Here is a 16721-nt window from a genome sequence, read left to right on the forward strand (position 1 = left end):
GCGGTCGTACGACGCGAGGTGTGTTGGCCATCGGTGCCGCCGCCGCACTCGCACTGACCGGATGCAGTGACAAATCCACCGACAGCGGTTCCGATACCACCGGCACCGGAACCGGCGGCCTGTCCATCCAGCCCGTGACACAGGTGGACCTCGAGGGCCGGGAAGTGCCCAAGACCGACCCGGCCCAGGCCGCCGACCCGGCGGGCACCGGCTCGGCCACCTGCCCGCCCGGGACGGCGATCGCGATGGCGGGTGCGCTGACCGGCCCCGACGCGGCGCTGGGCATCAACATCGTCAACGGCGTGAAACTCGCCCTCGACAAGCACAACCAGGCCAACCCCGGCTGCCGGATCGAGCTGAAGCAGTTCGACACCGAGGGCGACCCGCAGAAGGCCACCCAGGTGATCCCGCAGATCGTCAACGATCGCTCGATCATCGGCCTGGTCGGCCCCGCCTTCTCCGGCGAGACCAAGGCCACCGGCCAGATCCTCAGCGACGCCGGCCTGGCCGCGCTGACCTCCTCGGCCACCAACGCCACCCTCACCCAGAACGGCTGGACCAGCTTCTTCCGCGGCCTGGCCAACGACGACGTGCAGGGCCCCTCGGTCGCCAAGTACCTGGTGAACACCGCCAACTACAAGAAGGTCTGCGTGGTGCAGGACAACACCGATTACGGTGTCGGCCTGGCCAACAGCGTCACCGCGGGGCTGGGCGCGGCCGCCGATCCGGGGTGCGCGGCCAGCATCAAGAAGGGCGACAAGGACTTCTCGGCCACCGTCACCAAGATCGCGGCGGCCAAGCCGGACGCGGTGTTCTTCGCCGGCTACTACGCCGAGGGCGCACCGCTGGCCCAGCAGCTGAAGTCCGGTGGCGTGGACGCGGTGTTCGTCGGTCCCGACGGTGTCAACGATCCGCAGTTCATCGCGCAGGCGGGCAGCGCCGCCAAGGGCGCCACGCTGACCTGCCCGTGCGGTCCGGCGCCGGAGCAGTTCGCCAAGGACTACGAGGCGCTCAACGGCCAGGCGCCCGGCGTCTACTCGGTGGAGGCCTACGACCTGGCCACGATCCTGGCCAAGGGTATCGACAGCGGTAAGGTCACCCGGCCCGACCTGCTGGAATTCGTCCGCTCCTACGACGGCCCCGGCCTGGCCCGGCAATACAAGTGGAGCCCCGACGGCGAACTCGCCAACGCGCAGATCTGGATCTACGAGGTCGAGTAGGCGCGAGACAGTGCAGCACGCACGGAGGTGCACCGCCTCCGTGCGTGCTGTTTCCTGAGGGATACGGGTGAGGGCGCTATTCCAATGACATCATCGACATCGAGCGACATGGTCTCCCTTGTCGCGAGCTCGATCGACTTCAATTACCAGGACGTCTTCGATCAATTCTGGCGCCTGACCGTCGACGGGGTCACCTACGGTTCCATCTACGCGTTGGTCGCGGTGGGCTACACGCTGGTCTACGGCGTGCTGCGACTGATCAATTTCGCCCATTCGGAAATATTCATGCTGGGCATGTTCGGGCAGCTGGTCGGCCTGATGATATTCGGCTTCTCGGCCGGGCCCGACGTCTACGACCAGGGTGTGGTGCTGACCGTCGTCTATCTGGGCTTGGCGATGGTGGTCGGCATGGTGGTGTCCGGCGGCGCCGCCGTCGGCCTGGAACGGGTGGCGTATCGGCCGTTGCGCCGCCGCGGGGCCAAACCGCTGGCGTTCCTGATCACCGCGATCGGCATGTCGTTCGTGCTCCAGGAGTTCGTGCACTTCATCCTGCCCAAGATCGATCCCGACCTCGGCGGCACCAACGCCCAGCAGCCGATCCAGCTGGTGGAGCCGACCGTGCAGTTCAGCTTCGGCGGCGCCGACGTCACCAACATCGCGATCCTGATCGTGGTGGCCGCGGTGGTGCTCGCGCTGGCGACCGAGATGCTCATCAACCGAACGAAATTCGGCCGCGGCATCCGCGCGGTGGCGCAGGACCCGGACACCGCGACGCTGATGGGTGTCTCGCGCGAGCGGGTGATCATGCTGACCTTCCTCATCGGCGGCCTGCTCGCCGGTGCGGCGGCCACCCTGTACGCGATCAAGATCCCGCCCGCGATCATCTACTCGGGCGGATTCATCCTCGGCATCAAGGCCTTCGCCGCCGCGGTGCTCGGCGGCATCGGCAACCTGCGCGGCGCGCTGCTCGGCGGCCTGCTGCTCGGCATCGTCGAGCAGTACGGCCAGATCCTGCTCGGCATCGAATGGCGCGACGTGGTCGCGTTCGTGGTGCTGGTAGCGGTGCTGATGGTGCGGCCGACGGGCATCCTCGGCGAGAGTCTCGGGAAGGCACGGGCATGAGCACGACCACGACTCCGGCGCGGGCCGGTCTCGGCGACGCGCTGCGCACCTGGTGGGACGGCCTGTCGCGGCCCGCGCAGTGGGCGGTCGGTGTGCCCGCGATCATCGCGTTGGCGCTGCTGCCGCTGTTCCCGCCGCCCGTCCTGGACACCCCGGCCTACAACTTCGGACTGGTGATGGCCGAGTTCGCGATGTTCGCGCTCATCGCCATCGGCCTGAATGTGGTTGTCGGCCAAGCGGGTCTGCTGGACCTGGGCTATGTCGGCTTCTACGCCATCGGCGCGTACACCGTCGGCCTGCTCACCAGCCCGAACAGCCCGTGGAACCAGACCGACGGCGGCTGGCTCGACCCGCAGTGGGCGTGGCTGGCCTGCCTGCCCATCGCGGTGGCCGTGACGGCGCTGTCCGGGCTGATCCTGGGCTCGCCGACGCTGCGGCTGCGCGGTGACTACCTGGCCATCGTGACCCTCGGCTTCGGTGAGATCGTCCGCCTGCTCGCCGACAACCTGCACGAACTGACCAACGGCAGCCTCGGCCTGTCCGAGGTGGCCTACCCGCACGTCGGCGAATCCGAGAGCAAACCCAACGGGGTGTTCTCCGCGGGCAACACCGGCGACCCGGCCAGCGCCAACCTGCTCGACCGCGCGAGTTACGGCACCTACTGGTACTGGCTCGGGCTCGCGCTGGTGATCGTGGTGCTGCTGATCGTGGGCAACCTCGAGCGCAGCCGGGTGGGCCGGGCCTGGGTGGCGATCCGCGAGGACGAGGACGCCGCCGAGATCATGGGCGTGCCGACCTTCAAGTTCAAGCTGTGGGCCTTCCTCATCGGTGCGGCCGTGGGCGGACTGTCCGGCGCGATGTACGCCGGCCAGGTGCAGTTCATCAATCCGACCGGATTCAACATCATCAATTCGATGCTGTTCCTGTGCGCGGTGGTGATCGGCGGCCAGGGCAACAAGCTCGGCGTCATCTTCGGCGCGTTCATCATCGCCTACCTGCCCAAGCGGCTGACCTCGGTGAACCTGGTGGACAGCGAGTCGACCGGCTATGTGCTGCTGATCGTGGACGTGGTGCTGTTCGTCGGGCTGCTCGTGCTGTGGCGCTACAAGGGCCGTGATCTCGGCGCCTGGGTGCGGCGGGGGGTGATCGCCGGGATGGTCTTCACCGGCGTGATGGCGGCGTTGCTGCTGGGCAGTGTGCTGCTGTTCCGCCCGGGCGGCGCGCAATCGCTGGGCGACCTCAAGTATCTGTATTTCGGTATCGCGTTGGTGGTGATGATGATTCTGCGGCCGCAGGGCCTGTTCCCGGTGCGGCAGAAGCTGCTCAGCTACGGCAGGCAGGTGTATCAGGCGGTGCGCAAACCCACCGTCGGCGAGCCGATCGGAGCGGGCAAGTGACCGGGCCGGGCGCGGGTGACGCGCTGTTCGACAACGAGGACATCGCCGCCGGGTACGCCGCGCCGCCGGAAGCCGAGAGCGCCGGTGAGGTCGACGTGACCGCGGTGGCACCCGAACTCGCCGACGCGGACGCGGTGGCCGAGGTCGTCGCACCGCACCGGACGATCGAGACCGCGGTCGGCGAGCCGCTGCTGCGCACCGACGGGCTCACCGTGAAGTTCGGCGGCCTCACCGCGCTCGACGACGTCAGCTTCGAGATCCGCCGCGGCGAGATCCTCGGCCTGATCGGCCCCAACGGCGCGGGCAAGACCACCTGCTTCAACGCGATCACCGGCGTGTACCGACCCGCCGCCGGGCTGGTGTATTTCGACGGCAAGCCGCTGACCAAGACCAAGCGCAACGCCATCACCCGCCTCGGCATAGCGCGCACCTTCCAGAACGTGCGGTTGTTCGGGGAGATGACGGCCCTGGAGAACGTGGTGGTGGGCACCGACGCCCGGCACAAGACCTCGGTGCCGGGCGCGGTGTTCCGCACGCCCCGGCATCGCCGGGAGGAACGCGACGCCATCGAGCGCGGCATGGCGCTGCTGGAGTTCGTGGGTATCGCGCCGCGAGCGGTGGAGAAGGCGCGCAACCTCTCCTACGGTGACCAGCGCCGGTTGGAGATCGCCCGCGCGCTGGCCACCGAGCCGAAGTTGCTGTGCCTGGACGAGCCCGCCGCGGGGTTCAATCCCAGCGAGAAGTCGGCGCTGATGGACCTGATCCGCAAGATCCGCGACGACGGCTTCACCGTACTGCTCATCGAGCACGACATGCGCCTGGTGATGGGCGTGACCGACCGGATCGTGGTGCTCGAGTTCGGCCGCAAGATCGCCGACGGGCTGCCCGCCGAGATCCGCGACGACCCGGCGGTGATCGCGGCCTACCTGGGCGTGCCCGACGACCAGGTCGGCGCGGAGCAGGCGGGGGACGCCGGGCGGGATGGAGTCGAGTCGGGCGGCGAGCGGGCCGGGGCCGAGCCGGACGCGGGGCAGGCCGGGGCCGGGCGGGCGGCCGGGCAGGGCGGGGCCGAGCCGGAGGGCGGGCAGACCGGGGCCGAGCGGGAGGCCGGGCAGGCCGGCGGGGAGTATCCGACGCAGAAGCTGCCGATTCCGAAGCCCGGCGCGGGACCCGCCGTGCGGGTGGGCGAGCCGGCCCGTCCGGAAATCGACCCGGCGACGACGGACCCGGCGGACGCGCACCGGTCCGGAACCGGTGCGGCACCGGATCTTTCGACGCGCACCTCCGACGCCCCGGCACTGCTCGAGGTCGAGGACATGGTGGTCAACTACGGCCGCATCCAGGCGCTGCACGGGGTCTCGCTGCGGGTGGCCGAGGGCGAGCTGGTGACCCTGCTCGGCGCCAACGGGGCGGGCAAGACCACCACCATGCGCGCCCTGTCGGGGCTGCTACCGCTGACCCGCGGCCGCATCCGGTTCGAGGGCCGCGACATCACCACGGTGAAGGCGCACGACCGGGTGGTCGGCGGGCTCATCCAAGCACCCGAGGGCCGGGGCGTGTTCCCCGGCATGACGGTGCAGGAGAACCTCGACATGGGTTGCTACGGGCGGGTGTTCAAGCAGAAGGCGGAGTACACCCGGACCCTCGAGTGGGTGTTCGAACTGTTCCCGCGCCTGCGCGAGCGGCGCAAACAGGTCGGCGGCACGCTGTCGGGCGGCGAGCAGCAGATGCTGGCGATCGGGCGCGCCCTGATGGCCCGGCCGCGGCTGCTGCTGCTCGACGAGCCGTCGATGGGTCTGGCGCCGATGGTGATCCAGCAGATCTTCCGGATCATCAGCGAGATCAACCAGCAGGGCACCACGGTGTTGTTGGTGGAGCAGAACGCCCAGCAGGCGCTGGCCCGCAGCGACCGCGCCTACATCCTGGAGACCGGGGCGGTCACCAAGACCGGCAGCGGTGCGGACCTGCTCACCGATCCGGCGGTGAAATCGGCCTATCTCGGGGTCGGCTAGCGGCGCGGCGGGCGTTGCGGGCCCGGCGGTGCGGTGGGGATGTCGCATCGCCGGGCGCGCGGCGGACCGGAGATCGGGGTGGTGTCGGCGTATCGGCCTGTCGGTGCCGGTCCCTAGACTCTGGGTGGTGAGCTCACCGACGACTGCCTCGCGTTCCACTCCCGCTCCCGGCGCCGAGGGCGGGCGGCCGACCCTGCTGTTGCTGGACGGGCACTCGCTCGCCTACCGCGCGTTCTTCGCCCTACCGGCGGAGAACTTCAAGACGGTCACCGGGCAGACCACCAACGCCGTCTACGGCTTCACCGCCATGCTCATCAACCTCCTGCGCGACGAGAAGCCCACGCACATCGCCGCGGCCTTCGACGTCTCCCGCAAGACCTTCCGCACCGAGGCCTACCCCGAGTACAAGGCCAACCGCAGCCAGACGCCGGACGAGTTCCGCGGGCAGGTCGAGCTCACCAAGGACGTGCTCGGCGCGCTCGGCATCCCGGTCATGGCGATCGACGGTTTCGAGGCCGACGACGTGATCGCCACGCTCACCACCCAGGCCAAGGCCGAGGGTTTCCGCATCCTCATCGTCACCGGCGACCGCGACTCGATCCAGTTGGTCGACGACGACGTCACCGTGCTCTACCCGCGCAAGGGCGTCTCGGACCTCACGCGGTTCACTCCCGAGGAGGTGATGACCAAATACGGTCTCACCCCCAACCAGTACCCGGACTACGCGGCGCTGCGCGGCGACCCCAGCGACAACCTGCCCGGCATTCCCGGCGTGGGGGAGAAGACCGCGGCGAAGTGGATCCGCGAGTACGGCGACCTGGCCACGCTGGTGGACAAGGTGGACACCGTCAAGGGCAAGGTCGGCGACGCGCTGCGCGCCAATCTGAGCAGCGTGGTGCTCAACCGGCAGCTCACCGAGATGGTCAAGGACGTGCCGCTGCCCTACACGCCGGATCAGCTGGCGCAGGGGCCGTGGGACCGCGAGAAGATCCACCGTCTCTTCGACGACCTCGAGTTCCGGGTGCTGCGCGACCGCCTGTTCGAGACGCTGGCGCCGCCGCAGCAGGAGGCCGAGTCCGGGTTCGAGATCAGCGGCGGCGCGCTGGCCGTCGGCGCGGTCGCCGACTGGCTCGCCGAACACGCGAAAGCCGATGTGCGCCACGGTGTCTCGGTGGTCGGTAGCGGCGCGCCCGCGCGCGGTGACGTGCAGGCGCTGGCCATCGCCGCCGCCGACGGCGAGAGCGGCTACATCGACGTCACCGTGCTCACCCCCGAGGACGAGGCGGCGCTGGCCGCCTGGCTGGCCGACCCGGCGGTGCCCAAGGCGCTGCACGAGGCCAAGTCGGCCATGCACGCGCTGCGCGGGCGCGGCTGGACGCTGGGTGGGCTCACCAGCGACACCGCCCTCGCGGCCTATCTGGTGCGCCCCGGGCAGCGCAGCTTCAACCTCGACGACCTCTCGCTGCGCTATCTGCACCGCGAGTTGCGCGCCGAGACCGACGACAACGCCCAGCTCTCGCTGCTCGACGACGAGGACGCCGTCGACGCCGAGACCGCGCGCGCGGAGATGCTGCGCGCCCGCGCCGTGCTCGACCTGGCCGCCGCGCTGGACGCCGAACTCGAGCAGATCGAGTCCACCGCGCTGCTCACCGACATGGAACTGCCGCTGCTCGGCGTGCTCGCCACGCTGGAGGAGGCGGGCATCGCGGTGGACTGCGAGCAGCTGGAGGCGCTGCAACGACAATTCGCCGACAAGGTGGCCCAGGCCGCCGAGGCCGCCTACGGGGTGATCGGCAAGCAGATCAACCTCGGCTCGCCCAAGCAGCTGCAGGTGGTGCTGTTCGACGAGCTCGACATGCCCAAGACCAAGCGCACCAAGACCGGCTACACCACCGACGCCGACGCGCTGGAATCGCTGTTCGAGAAGACCCAGCACCCCTTCCTGGAACATCTGCTCGCCCACCGCGACGCCACCCGGCTGAAGGTGACCGTCGACGGCCTGCTCAAGTCGGTGGCCGACGACGGACGCATCCACACCACGTTCAACCAGACCATCGCCGCGACCGGCCGGTTGTCCTCCACCGAGCCGAACCTGCAGAACATCCCCATCCGCACCGACACCGGCCGGATGATCCGCGACACCTTCGTGGTGGGCCCGGGCTACGCGGAGCTGATGACCGCCGACTACAGCCAGATCGAGATGCGCATCATGGCGCACCTGTCCGGCGACGAGGGCCTGATCGAGGCCTTCAACTCGGGGGAGGACCTGCACAGTTTCGTCGCGTCCAAGGCCTTCGACATCCCGATCGCGGAGGTGAGCCCGGAGCTGCGCCGCCGGATCAAGGCCATGTCCTACGGGCTGGCCTACGGGCTGAGTTCCTACGGGCTGTCCGCCCAGCTCAAGATCAGCACCGCCGAGGCCAAGGAGCAGATGGACATCTACTTCTCCCGCTTCGGCCGCATCCGCGACTACCTGTACGAGGTGGTCGAGCAGGCTCGCAAGGTCGGCTACACCGAGACCTTGTTCGGTCGCCGCCGCTACCTGCCCGACCTGGACTCGAGCAACCGGCAGCGCCGCGAGGCCGCCGAGCGGATGGCGCTCAACGCGCCGATCCAGGGCACCGCGGCCGACATCATCAAGGTGGCGATGATCGACGTGCACCGCGGCATCCGGGAGGCCGGGCTGCGCTCGCGGATGCTGCTGCAGATCCACGACGAACTCGTCTTCGAGGTGGCCGAGGGCGAGCGGGACGCGCTCGAGCAGCTGGCGCGGGAGAAGATGTCCGCGGCCATCGCGCTGTCGGTGCCGCTGGACGTGTCGGTGGGCACCGGGCGCAGCTGGGACGCCGCCGCGCACTGACGGGCCACCCCCGCCGGTCCGGCTATCGGGTGGGATCGGCGGGCGGATGGCGGTCGAACCAGGGCGCGGCCGTCTCGAGCTGCGCCGCCAGCCGCAGCAGCAGCGCTTCGCTGCCGCTCGGCCCGGTGAAATGGACGCCGAGCGGCAACCCGTCCGCGGTGGTGTGCAGGGGCACGCTCATCGCCGGGCGGCCGGTGACGTTGGCCAGCTGGGTGAACGGTGTCGCGGCCAGATGGCTGGTCACCATGCCCCGGTACATGCTGCTGCGGGAGATCAGGTGCCCCGCGCCCGCGCGCAGGATCGGCGGCAGGATGGTTTCGAGTGCCGCGGGCAGGCGGTTGGTGCCGATGGGTTGCGGCGGCTCGGCCAGGGTGGGGGTGAGCAGCAGGTCGTAGCGGCCGTGGAAATCGGCCAGCGCGCGGGTGTACTCGTTCCAGCGGTCGCCCGCGGTCACCAGCGCGGGCGCGGGGACGGTCCGCCCGACCGCCGCCATCGTCTGGGTGTCGACGTCGAAGTCGGTGGGCTTGGCGCCGGTGCGCTCGCAGGTGTCGGCGACCGAGGCGGCCAGGTGGGTGGTCCAGACGGTCATGAAATCGCGGGCCAGCCGCACGCCGTCGATCGCCGGTTCCGCGGATTCCACGGTGTGGCCGAGGGATTCGAGCAGGCGGGCGGTCTCGGTGACCGCGCGGACCGCCTCCGGATGCACCGGGGTGTCCAAGGGCGAGCGGTGCGTGAAGCCGATGCGCAGCGCGGGCGGCGGGGTGTCCAGCGCCGCGCGGTAGGACGTCTCGGGCCGGGCGACGGTGTAGGGCGCGCCCGGGTCGGGCGGGGAGAGGATGTCGAGCATCACCGCGGTGTCGCGCACGCTGCGCGAGATCACGCCCTGCACGCCCGCGCCGAGGATGGCGTCACCGGCGAGTGGACCGTTGGGGACCAGGCCGCGGCCGGGTTTGAGCCCGAACAGCCCGGTGCACGCGGCGGGGATCCGGATCGAACCGCCGCCGTCGTTGGCGCCCGCGACCGGCACCACGCCCGCGGCGACCGCCGCGGCCGAACCGCCGGAGGAGCCACCCGGTGTACGCGTGAGATCCCAAGGGTTGCGGGTGATTCCGAAGGTGCGCGACTCGGTGACCGCCTTGCAACCGTACTCCGGGGTGGTGGTCTTGCCGAAGATCACCAGCCCGGCGGCCAGCCACCGCCGCACCACGATGCTGTGCTCGACCGCGGGCACGGTCCGCAACGGACCGGTGCCGCCGGAGGTGGGCAGCCCGGCGTAGTCCTGCATCAGATCCTTGACGAGAAACGGCACACCGGCGAGTGGGCCGTCGAGGGCGCCGCCCACGCGCTCGCGGGCCTCGCCCTCCATCAGCCGGGTGAGCACGTTCAGTACCGGGTCCACCTCCGCGCAGCGGGCCAGCGCCACCTCGAGCAGGTCCGCGGCGCGCACCTCCCCGCGCGCGACCAATTCGGCCAGGCCCACCGCGTCGTGGGCGCGGTACTCGTCGAAACGCATCACTTCTCCTCTCACCGTGCACCCGTGCCGCCCGGGGAGACACACACCACGGCGACACGCCGATTGTGCGCCCGGGCGGATCGGCGCGAGGAGGCGGGAGTCGAGCTTGACCACGGCGGTCGCCCCGCTCAGGCCGGGACTGCGCAGCTGAGCTGCGGTGATGATACTCACCGGTAGGCGAATCGGGCGCGAAATGAGGTTGCCATCGGGCGTGTGGGTGCCTATCCTCGGACGCGTGCCGAATCCCGCCCACAGCCTCCGTGCAGTGCACCGTGCCGCAGACCGCGACGCGGCGCTCGCGCGGGCCCTTGCCGGGCTGACCGTGGTTACGCAGGCTACCGCCTTCGAGCCGGCGCAGGCACTACCCGTCGTCGTAGTAACCCGCCGTAGCGGGGTCTGATTCGGACCGGCCCCCTCGCTGCGGGCTGTTTTTCTCTTTTGTTGATGCTGGTCCCCTCCGCCGACTTCTTCGGGAAGACCTACTTCAATGACTTTTCTCGCCCTTGATCCGCATGCCTTCGTCTCCGCCGCCCCCAGAACCCTGCGCGCCGAGAGCGCCGGGATGAGCCCGGCGGAGTTCTACGACCGCTACTGCCAGGATTCCGGACCCGTCCGGCTCAGCGACTGGGTCGCCGTCGGCGGCCGCGCCGCCGCGTACACCGCGACGCTGGAGTTCGCCGACCGGTTGCGCACCGTCGCCACCATCGGCAGCCCCGTCGCCGCGCTCACCTCGGCCCTCTACGAGGAGGGCTTCCCGGTCGAGATCCTGCAGTTCCACCAGCGCCGCACCAGCGAGGGCACCGCGACCTTCGTGCAGTGCGAGGTCAACGGAAAGCGTGGCTGGGGCGCCGCGCTCGCCGACGACAGCGCCGAATCCTCCGCGCGCGCAATGATTTCCGGGATCAACCGACTCGGCTCCTGACCCCGGCCGCACACGACGAACGGGTCGTCCACCGCGCGGTGGACGACCCGTTTCGTTCTCTCCGGGGCACTGCCGTCTCGTCCGGGCGTGCCCGGGTGGACTACTCGGCCGCGCCCTGCTGCTGCTCGGCGAGCTGCTTGCGCACCTCGTCCATGTCGAGCGCCTTGACCTGGGTGACCAGATCCTCGAGCGCGGCGGGCGGCAGGGCACCGGGCTGCGCGAACACCAGCACGCCTTCGCGGAAGGCCATGATGGTCGGAATCGAGCGGATGTTGGCGGCCGCCGCCAGCGCCTGCTCGGCCTCGGTGTCGACCTTGCCGTGCACGACATCGGGGTGCTTGTCGGAGGAGGCCTCGTAGGTGGGCGCGAAGCTGCGGCACGGACCGCACCATTCGGCCCAGAAATCGACGAGTACCACGTCGTTCCCGGTGACTACCTCATCGAAATTCTGCTGGGTCAGCGTCTGGGTGGCCATGACGTCCTCTCGTGTCGTGTTTCGCCTGCTGTAACGCCCGGCGCGGTGCCTATCTTCCCGGCTCGTCCTCCGGGACCGGAGGGTCGGGCGTCGCCACTTCTCGGGCGAGTACCCGCTCGCGGCGGCGAAATCACCTCGTTCGGGCAGGTCGTCGTCGGCACCGGGCGGGTCGGAGCGAGCACGGCGGGGGCCGGGCGCGAAGATGGCTCGGTGAGCGATGCGAAGGCGGTCCGGCTCGGGCTGATCGACGGTGACGGTATCGGACCGGAGGTGGTGCGCGCGACCCGGGCGGTGGTCGACGAGGCGCTGGCGGCGGCGGGCGGCGCGGCGGTGGCGTGGGTGCCGCTGCTGATCGGCCACCGCGCGATCGAGGAATACGGCACACCGCTGCCGCAGCAGACCCTCGACGGGTTGGCCGCGGTGGACGCCTGGATCCTCGGGCCGCACGACAACGCCTCCTATCCCGGCGAGCATCGCGGCGCGGTGCCGCCGGGCGGGGCGATCCGCAAACACTTCGACCTCTACGCCAACATCCGCCCCGCCCGCGCGCTGCCCGGCGTGCGGGCCGCGGCGCCCGACATCGATCTGGTGATCGTGCGGGAGAACAGCGAAGGCTTCTACGCCGACCGGAACATGGTCGCGGGCTCGGGCGAGTTCCAGCCGAGCATCGATCTGGCGATGGCGGTCGCGGTGGTGAGCAGGCAGGCGACCGAGCGCATCGCGCACGAGGCGTTCCGGCTGGCGCAGACGCGGCGCAAGAAGGTGACCATCGTGCACAAGGCCAACGTGCTGCCGCGCACGATGGGGCTGTTCCGCGACGTCTGCTACGAGGTGGCGGCGTCGTATCCGGGGGTGGTGGTCGACGACGAGCACGTCGACGCCGCGGCCGCGCATCTGGTGCGCGCCCCGGGCGACTACGACGTAGTGGTCACCGAGAATCTGTTCGGCGACATCCTCTCCGATCTGGCGGGACAGCTGAGCGGATCGCTCGGCACGGCGGCGTCGCTGAACTGCTCGGCGACGCGCGCGATGGCCCAGGCCGTGCACGGGGCCGCGCCCGACATCGCCGGGCACAATCGCGCCAACCCGGTGGCGCTGCAGTGCTCGGCGGCGATGTTGTTGCGGTGGTTGGCGATCCGGCGCGGCGAGTCGGTGCTGAGCCGCGCCGCCGAACGGATCGAGCGCGCGGTGGCGGCGACCTTCGCCGCCGGGATCGCCACCGCGGATCTGGGCGGGCAGGCCTCGACCGCCGAGTTCACCGAGCAGGTGTGCGCCCGGGTGCATCGGCGGTAGCGCGGCAAGGGTGGTCAGCGCGGCAAGGGTGGAAGCGCGGCCAGGGTGGTAGCGCGGCGAGCCGGATGGGCGTGGAGCCCGGGGTCGCCGGGCTCCACGGTGCGGGCGGGGCTCAGCGCTGGTCGCGCGGCCCCGGACGGCGCTGCTCGGTCGGTACGCCCTCGGTGTCGATGTACTCCTTGCGGACGTTCTCCGACACCGTCTGCTGGTCCTCGACATCGTCGACAGCCAGGCGCACCCGCTCGACCGGCACCGCTTCCTTGTCCACGGTGACCCGGTCGGCGTGCAGGGTCACCTCGCGCTCGTCCTCACCCAGGTCGGTGCGGCCGACCCGGCCGGGATCGGTGATCGGCTCCCGTTCGACGCGGACCTCCTCGTGCCGGGTGGGGACGTTGATCGTCTGGTCCTCCTCCACGACATATTTGCGCAGGCGTGCGCGGCCCACCGTCTCGCGTTCGGTGCCGACCTCGAGCCGTTCCTCCGAGCGGATCAGGGCGTCGTCGCGACCGTGGGTCATCGGCTCGTCCGGCCCGGGGCGGATGTGCTGGCGACCGTAGGTGTCCCAGCCCGCCCGGCGTGGATCGATGCCGTAGTGCGAGAACAGTTCCGTCTCGGCCTCCCGGCTGATCCGGCCGTCCTGGTCCAGGTGCGGGGCGGACTTCACCCGCTCCTTGCTCACCTGCACCCGCAGCGCTTCCTTGTCGCGCTGGTGCTGGGCCCCGGCCAGCGGTACCAGCGAATCGCTGCTGAACATTCCGGTCGAGACCGCCACCCAGGTGGGCGAGCCGTTCTCGTTGTCGATGTAGATCTGCTTGACCTTGCCGATCTTCTCGCCGTTGGCGTCGATGACGGTGCTGCCGATCAGGGAATCGAGCGTTGCCTGAGTCATGATCACTCCTCGGGTTGTCGGTGGATGTCCCCGCCACCCCGGCGTGAGGCGCGGAGCTCGTGTTACCGCGGTACGTGATCGAGATGTTCGACCTGATGTGCTGATCAGCTACATTCGCGCAACTACCCGGGCGGGTCGCGGGCAAACACCGGCGTGAGGAGTGGATCGGCAGAATCCCCGGTGGGACACGCTATTTCCGTTCGGTAATTGCGGAGCACGGCGGGGCGGCAGGCCGCTCGGGAACCGGCCGGGTGCGTGCGATGGCAACCGTCCAGTTGAGGGCCGGAAAAAATTCTCTCGAAAAAAGTCGGCGTGCCTGTCGATCCGGGGTCCTATCGTTCGACGCCAGGGTGAGAGGGTCGAATGGCGGCCCCCGGACAAGGAGCGGATCGATGAAGTACATGCTGATCATGCGGGCGACCGACGAGGCGATCGAGGCGGCCAAGCAGATCCCGTTCGAGCAGATCATCGAGGACATGGGCAAGTTCAACGAGTCCCTGATGAAGGCCGGTGTGCTGCTGGGCGGTGAGGGGCTGCGCGAGCCCGAGGAGGGGTTCGTCGTCGACTTCTCCGCAGACCCGCCGCTGGTCACCGACGGTCCCTACGGCGAGACCAAGGAACTGTTCGGCGGCTTCTGGCTGCTCGACGTCGCCTCCAAGGAGGAGGCGGTGGAATGGGCCAAGCGGGTGCCGCTCGGCCCCGGCTCCAAGATCGAGGTCAGGCGGGTCACCGAGCCGGAGGACTTCCCGCAGGACAACGAGTGGGTGCAGAAGGAATCCGCCTGGCGCGAAGAGCTCGGCACCGGCACCGGTACCGCCTGACCGGTCGGCGGCCCGACGACATGACCGGATCCGACGACGGAACCCGCACCGGCCCCGACGAGTCGGTGCGGCGTTCCGTCGCGGCGGTGTGGCGGATCGAGTCCGCGCGCATCGTCGCCACCCTCACCCGTGCGGTCGGCGACTTCGCGCTGGCCGAGGACCTGGCCCAGGAGGCGCTGGCCGACGCGCTGGCGCAGTGGCCGCGCACCGGGGTGCCCGCCAACCCCGGCGCGTGGCTGACCACCGTCGCCAAACGCAAGGCGATCGACGGGTGGCGCAGGCAGGAGCGCTACGACGAACGGCTGGCGATGTTCGCGCGGGACCTGGCCGCCGAGGAGGCGGCGGCGGTCGGCGCGGGTGCGCCGCTGCCGTGGGACCCCGACGACATCGGCGACGACGTGCTGCGGCTGCTGTTCGTCTCGTGCCACCCGGTGCTGTCGAGGGAGGCCCAGGTCGCGTTGACGCTGCGGGTGGTCGGCGGCCTCACCAGCGAGGAGATCGCGCGGGCGTTCCTGGTGCCGACGGCGACGGTCCAGCAGCGGATCGTCCGGGCGAAGAAGACACTGGCCGCGGCGAAGGTGCCGTTCGCGGTGCCCGGACGCGCGGAGTTCGGCGACCGGCTCTCCGGTGTGCTCGGCGTGTTGTATCTGGTGTTCAACGAGGGGCACGCCGCCGGCTCGGGCGAGGAGTGGATGCGGCCGGACCTGAGCCGGGAGGCGCTGCGGCTCGGGCGCGCGCTCGCCGAGCTGGTGCCCGACGAACCCGAGGTGCACGGGCTGGTCGCCTTGATGGAGCTGACCGCGGCGCGGTTCCCGGCGCGGATCGGCCCGGACGGCGAGCCGGTGTTGCTCGCCGACCAGGACCGTTCCCGCTGGGACCGCTCCCGCATCCTGCGCGGGCAGGCGGCGCTGGCCCGGGCCGACGCGCTCGGCCGCGGCCGCGGCGCCTACGGTCTGCAGGCCGCCATCGCCGAGACGCACGCGCTGGCGCCCTCGGTGGCCGAGACCGACTGGGACCGCATCGTGCTGCTCTACGAGGCGCTGGGCAGGCTGGCGCCCTCGCCGATCGTCGAACTCAACCGCGCCGTCGAGGTGTCGATGGCCGCGGGCCCCGCGGCGGCGCTGCGCATCGTGGACGGCTTGCTCGGCACAGCCGCGCTCGCCCGTTACCACTACCTGCACGCCGCCCGTGCCGAACTGCTCGGGCAGCTGGGCCGGACCGGCGAGGCGCGGGCGGAGTACGAGAGCGCCCTGCGGCTGGCGGGCAATGCCGGCGAACGGGCACTGCTGCGGCGCAAGCTGGCCGCCCTGGACTGAGCGTGCGGGTCAGGCGCCGGTGGCGGCGGTCAGGTCGTCGAACAGGATCATCACCTCGCCCGCGCGCTTGACCACCTCGTCCAGGCGGATGGTCACCGCGCGCAGCTCGACATCGGCGAGTGGCTCGGCGGGCCGGAATTCGAGCCGGGTCCACTCACCCGCCGCGGTCACCCGGCCCAGGTCGACCTCGGTGTCGGCGCCGCCGTGCCGCAGCCGTGCCCCCACCGTGAGGGAGGCGTGCGGCGAGCGCACCCACAGACACAACGCGGTCATCGGGCCCGCGACGGTGATCGGGCGGTCGGCGCGCGCCGCCAGCTCCACCGCGAAACCCTCGGTGGCCGAACGGATCAGCAGCACCACCGCGCGGTGGTCGGCGCCCGCCGCGCCGTCGGCGTAGACGCCGGGCCGCTTCCACGGCGCGCCCTCGGCGAAGGTGGTCAGGTGGGTGCGCTCCGCACCCGGCCCGGCCAGTTCCCAATTGTCCTTGTTCTCGAAGTCGTCGAGGAGCACCTCGGCCGAGGCTTCCGACATCGTCGTCCTTCCCGTCGTTCCCGGGCCCTGCGCCGGGATTTCCCCCGTGCACCCTACAAGCAGGCGGGCAACGAATCGGGCCCTGCGGCAACCGGTTCGGTGAAACCCGACTGTGGCCCATCTCGCGATCGCGCGATCGGCCGCCGGGAACGGGTAGCCGGTGGGGGACAGGCACACACACTCGCTTCAGGAGGTGGACCGTGAGCACTGTCGCCATGACCGGTTCCGTACGACGCCGACCCCGCCCGCCCGCCCCGAAATTCGGCCGCCCCGCCTCGGCGCGCGGCGTGCTGGTCGTCTGGATCGCCCTGATCGCCGCCGCCAGCCTGGCGCTCGCCCTGCTCTGACCC

The 16721-nt window shown here is 70.6% G+C and carries 14 protein-coding genes and 1 pseudogene; 11 read left to right on the top strand and 4 right to left on the bottom strand.

The window, feature by feature from the left end:
• Nucleotides 1-20 precede the first annotated feature (20 nt).
• The 6 genes and pseudogenes from CRM89_RS02515 (at nt 21) to polA (ending at nt 8611) form a co-directional block, all read left to right on the top strand.
• The gene (locus tag CRM89_RS02515) at nt 21-1220 is read left to right on the top strand and encodes a branched-chain amino acid ABC transporter substrate-binding protein (protein WP_041560025.1); all 1200 of its coding nucleotides are present in this window, start codon (nt 21-23) and stop codon (nt 1218-1220) included.
• Nucleotides 1221-1328: 108 nt separating this feature from the next.
• On the top strand, nt 1329-2342 hold the full coding sequence (locus CRM89_RS02520) for a branched-chain amino acid ABC transporter permease (RefSeq protein ID WP_011208403.1): 1014 nt from the start codon (nt 1329-1331) through the stop codon (nt 2340-2342).
• Complete coding sequence (locus tag CRM89_RS02525; RefSeq protein WP_060592422.1) at nt 2339-3739, top strand: branched-chain amino acid ABC transporter permease; 1401 nt, start codon at nt 2339-2341, stop codon at nt 3737-3739. Before CRM89_RS02520 ends, CRM89_RS02525 begins: the two co-directional genes overlap by 4 nt.
• Nucleotides 3736-4689: pseudogene (locus CRM89_RS31515) on the top strand (ABC transporter ATP-binding protein); the annotation flags it as partial. The gene CRM89_RS02525 and the pseudogene CRM89_RS31515, both read left to right, overlap by 4 nt.
• Nucleotides 4690-5055: 366 nt before the next feature.
• Nucleotides 5056-5751, top strand: a complete 696-nt coding sequence (locus tag CRM89_RS31520) for an ABC transporter ATP-binding protein (RefSeq protein ID WP_060593426.1) — start codon at nt 5056-5058, stop codon at nt 5749-5751.
• Nucleotides 5752-5878: 127 nt separating this feature from the next.
• Nucleotides 5879-8611 carry a DNA polymerase I gene (polA, locus tag CRM89_RS02535; RefSeq protein WP_098083129.1) on the top strand — a complete coding sequence of 911 codons (2733 nt, stop codon included), beginning with the start codon at nt 5879-5881 and terminating at the stop codon, nt 8609-8611.
• Between the two features lie 22 nt (nt 8612-8633).
• Here the strand turns inward: polA and CRM89_RS02540 are convergent, their stop codons facing one another.
• On the bottom strand, nt 8634-10124 hold the full coding sequence (locus CRM89_RS02540; protein WP_098083130.1) for an amidase: 1491 nt from the start codon (nt 10122-10124) through the stop codon (nt 8634-8636).
• Between the two features lie 487 nt (nt 10125-10611).
• Here CRM89_RS02540 and CRM89_RS02545 point away from each other — a divergent pair, with 487 nt between their 5' ends.
• Nucleotides 10612-11046, top strand: coding sequence for an alpha-isopropylmalate synthase regulatory domain-containing protein (locus tag CRM89_RS02545; protein ID WP_011208408.1), 435 nt, complete (start codon nt 10612-10614; stop codon nt 11044-11046).
• A 100-nt stretch (nt 11047-11146) separates the two neighbouring features.
• Here the strand turns inward: CRM89_RS02545 and trxA are convergent, their stop codons facing one another.
• Entirely contained in the window at nt 11147-11521 is a 375-nt protein-coding gene (gene trxA / locus CRM89_RS02550) for a thioredoxin (protein WP_011208409.1), read from the bottom strand.
• Between the two features lie 210 nt (nt 11522-11731).
• Between trxA and CRM89_RS02555 the strand changes: the two genes are divergently transcribed.
• Nucleotides 11732-12814 carry an isocitrate/isopropylmalate dehydrogenase family protein gene (locus tag CRM89_RS02555; RefSeq protein WP_098083131.1) on the top strand — a complete coding sequence of 361 codons (1083 nt, stop codon included), beginning with the start codon at nt 11732-11734 and terminating at the stop codon, nt 12812-12814.
• A 112-nt stretch (nt 12815-12926) separates the two neighbouring features.
• On the opposite strand, the gene CRM89_RS02560 is transcribed toward CRM89_RS02555, so the two are convergent.
• On the bottom strand, nt 12927-13703 hold the full coding sequence (locus tag CRM89_RS02560) for a PRC and DUF2382 domain-containing protein (RefSeq protein ID WP_060593424.1): 777 nt from the start codon (nt 13701-13703) through the stop codon (nt 12927-12929).
• A 392-nt stretch (nt 13704-14095) separates the two neighbouring features.
• On the opposite strand from CRM89_RS02560, the gene CRM89_RS02565 reads away from it, so the two are divergent.
• Together CRM89_RS02565 and CRM89_RS02570 are read left to right on the top strand one after the other, a co-directional pair.
• Nucleotides 14096-14524, top strand: a complete 429-nt coding sequence (locus CRM89_RS02565; protein WP_011208412.1) for a YciI family protein — start codon at nt 14096-14098, stop codon at nt 14522-14524.
• A 20-nt stretch (nt 14525-14544) separates the two neighbouring features.
• Nucleotides 14545-15840 (top strand): RNA polymerase sigma factor, encoded by a 1296-nt coding sequence (locus CRM89_RS02570; RefSeq protein ID WP_098083132.1) that lies wholly within the window; start codon nt 14545-14547, stop codon nt 15838-15840.
• Between the two features lie 9 nt (nt 15841-15849).
• Here the strand turns inward: CRM89_RS02570 and CRM89_RS02575 are convergent, their stop codons facing one another.
• On the bottom strand, nt 15850-16371 hold the full coding sequence (locus CRM89_RS02575) for a hypothetical protein (RefSeq protein WP_011208414.1): 522 nt from the start codon (nt 16369-16371) through the stop codon (nt 15850-15852).
• Nucleotides 16372-16571: 200 nt separating this feature from the next.
• Here CRM89_RS02575 and CRM89_RS30700 point away from each other — a divergent pair, with 200 nt between their 5' ends.
• The gene (locus CRM89_RS30700) at nt 16572-16718 is read left to right on the top strand and encodes a hypothetical protein (RefSeq protein WP_157838365.1); all 147 of its coding nucleotides are present in this window, start codon (nt 16572-16574) and stop codon (nt 16716-16718) included.
• Nucleotides 16719-16721: the final 3 nt, after the last annotated feature.

It is taken from the genome of Nocardia sp. FDAARGOS_372, from assembly GCF_002554515.1.
GTDB lineage: Bacteria > Actinomycetota > Actinomycetes > Mycobacteriales > Mycobacteriaceae > Nocardia > Nocardia farcinica.

Excerpts from the sequence above, each read along its gene's own strand:
- CRM89_RS02520 (WP_011208403.1), top strand. The coding sequence starts at position 1,329 with ATGGTCTCCCTTGTCGCGAGCTCGATCGACTTCAATTACCAGGACGTC.
- CRM89_RS02525 (WP_060592422.1), top strand. The coding sequence starts at position 2,339 with ATGAGCACGACCACGACTCCGGCGCGGGCCGGTCTCGGCGACGCGCTG.
- CRM89_RS31520 (WP_060593426.1), top strand. The coding sequence starts at position 5,056 with ATGGTGGTCAACTACGGCCGCATCCAGGCGCTGCACGGGGTCTCGCTG.
- CRM89_RS02540 (WP_098083130.1), bottom strand. The coding sequence starts at position 10,124 with ATGCGTTTCGACGAGTACCGCGCCCACGACGCGGTGGGCCTGGCCGAA.
- CRM89_RS02545 (WP_011208408.1), top strand. The coding sequence starts at position 10,612 with ATGACTTTTCTCGCCCTTGATCCGCATGCCTTCGTCTCCGCCGCCCCC.
- trxA (WP_011208409.1), bottom strand. The coding sequence starts at position 11,521 with ATGGCCACCCAGACGCTGACCCAGCAGAATTTCGATGAGGTAGTCACC.
- CRM89_RS02560 (WP_060593424.1), bottom strand. The coding sequence starts at position 13,703 with ATGACTCAGGCAACGCTCGATTCCCTGATCGGCAGCACCGTCATCGAC.
- CRM89_RS02565 (WP_011208412.1), top strand. The coding sequence starts at position 14,096 with ATGAAGTACATGCTGATCATGCGGGCGACCGACGAGGCGATCGAGGCG.
- CRM89_RS02570 (WP_098083132.1), top strand. The coding sequence starts at position 14,545 with ATGACCGGATCCGACGACGGAACCCGCACCGGCCCCGACGAGTCGGTG.
- CRM89_RS02575 (WP_011208414.1), bottom strand. The coding sequence starts at position 16,371 with ATGTCGGAAGCCTCGGCCGAGGTGCTCCTCGACGACTTCGAGAACAAG.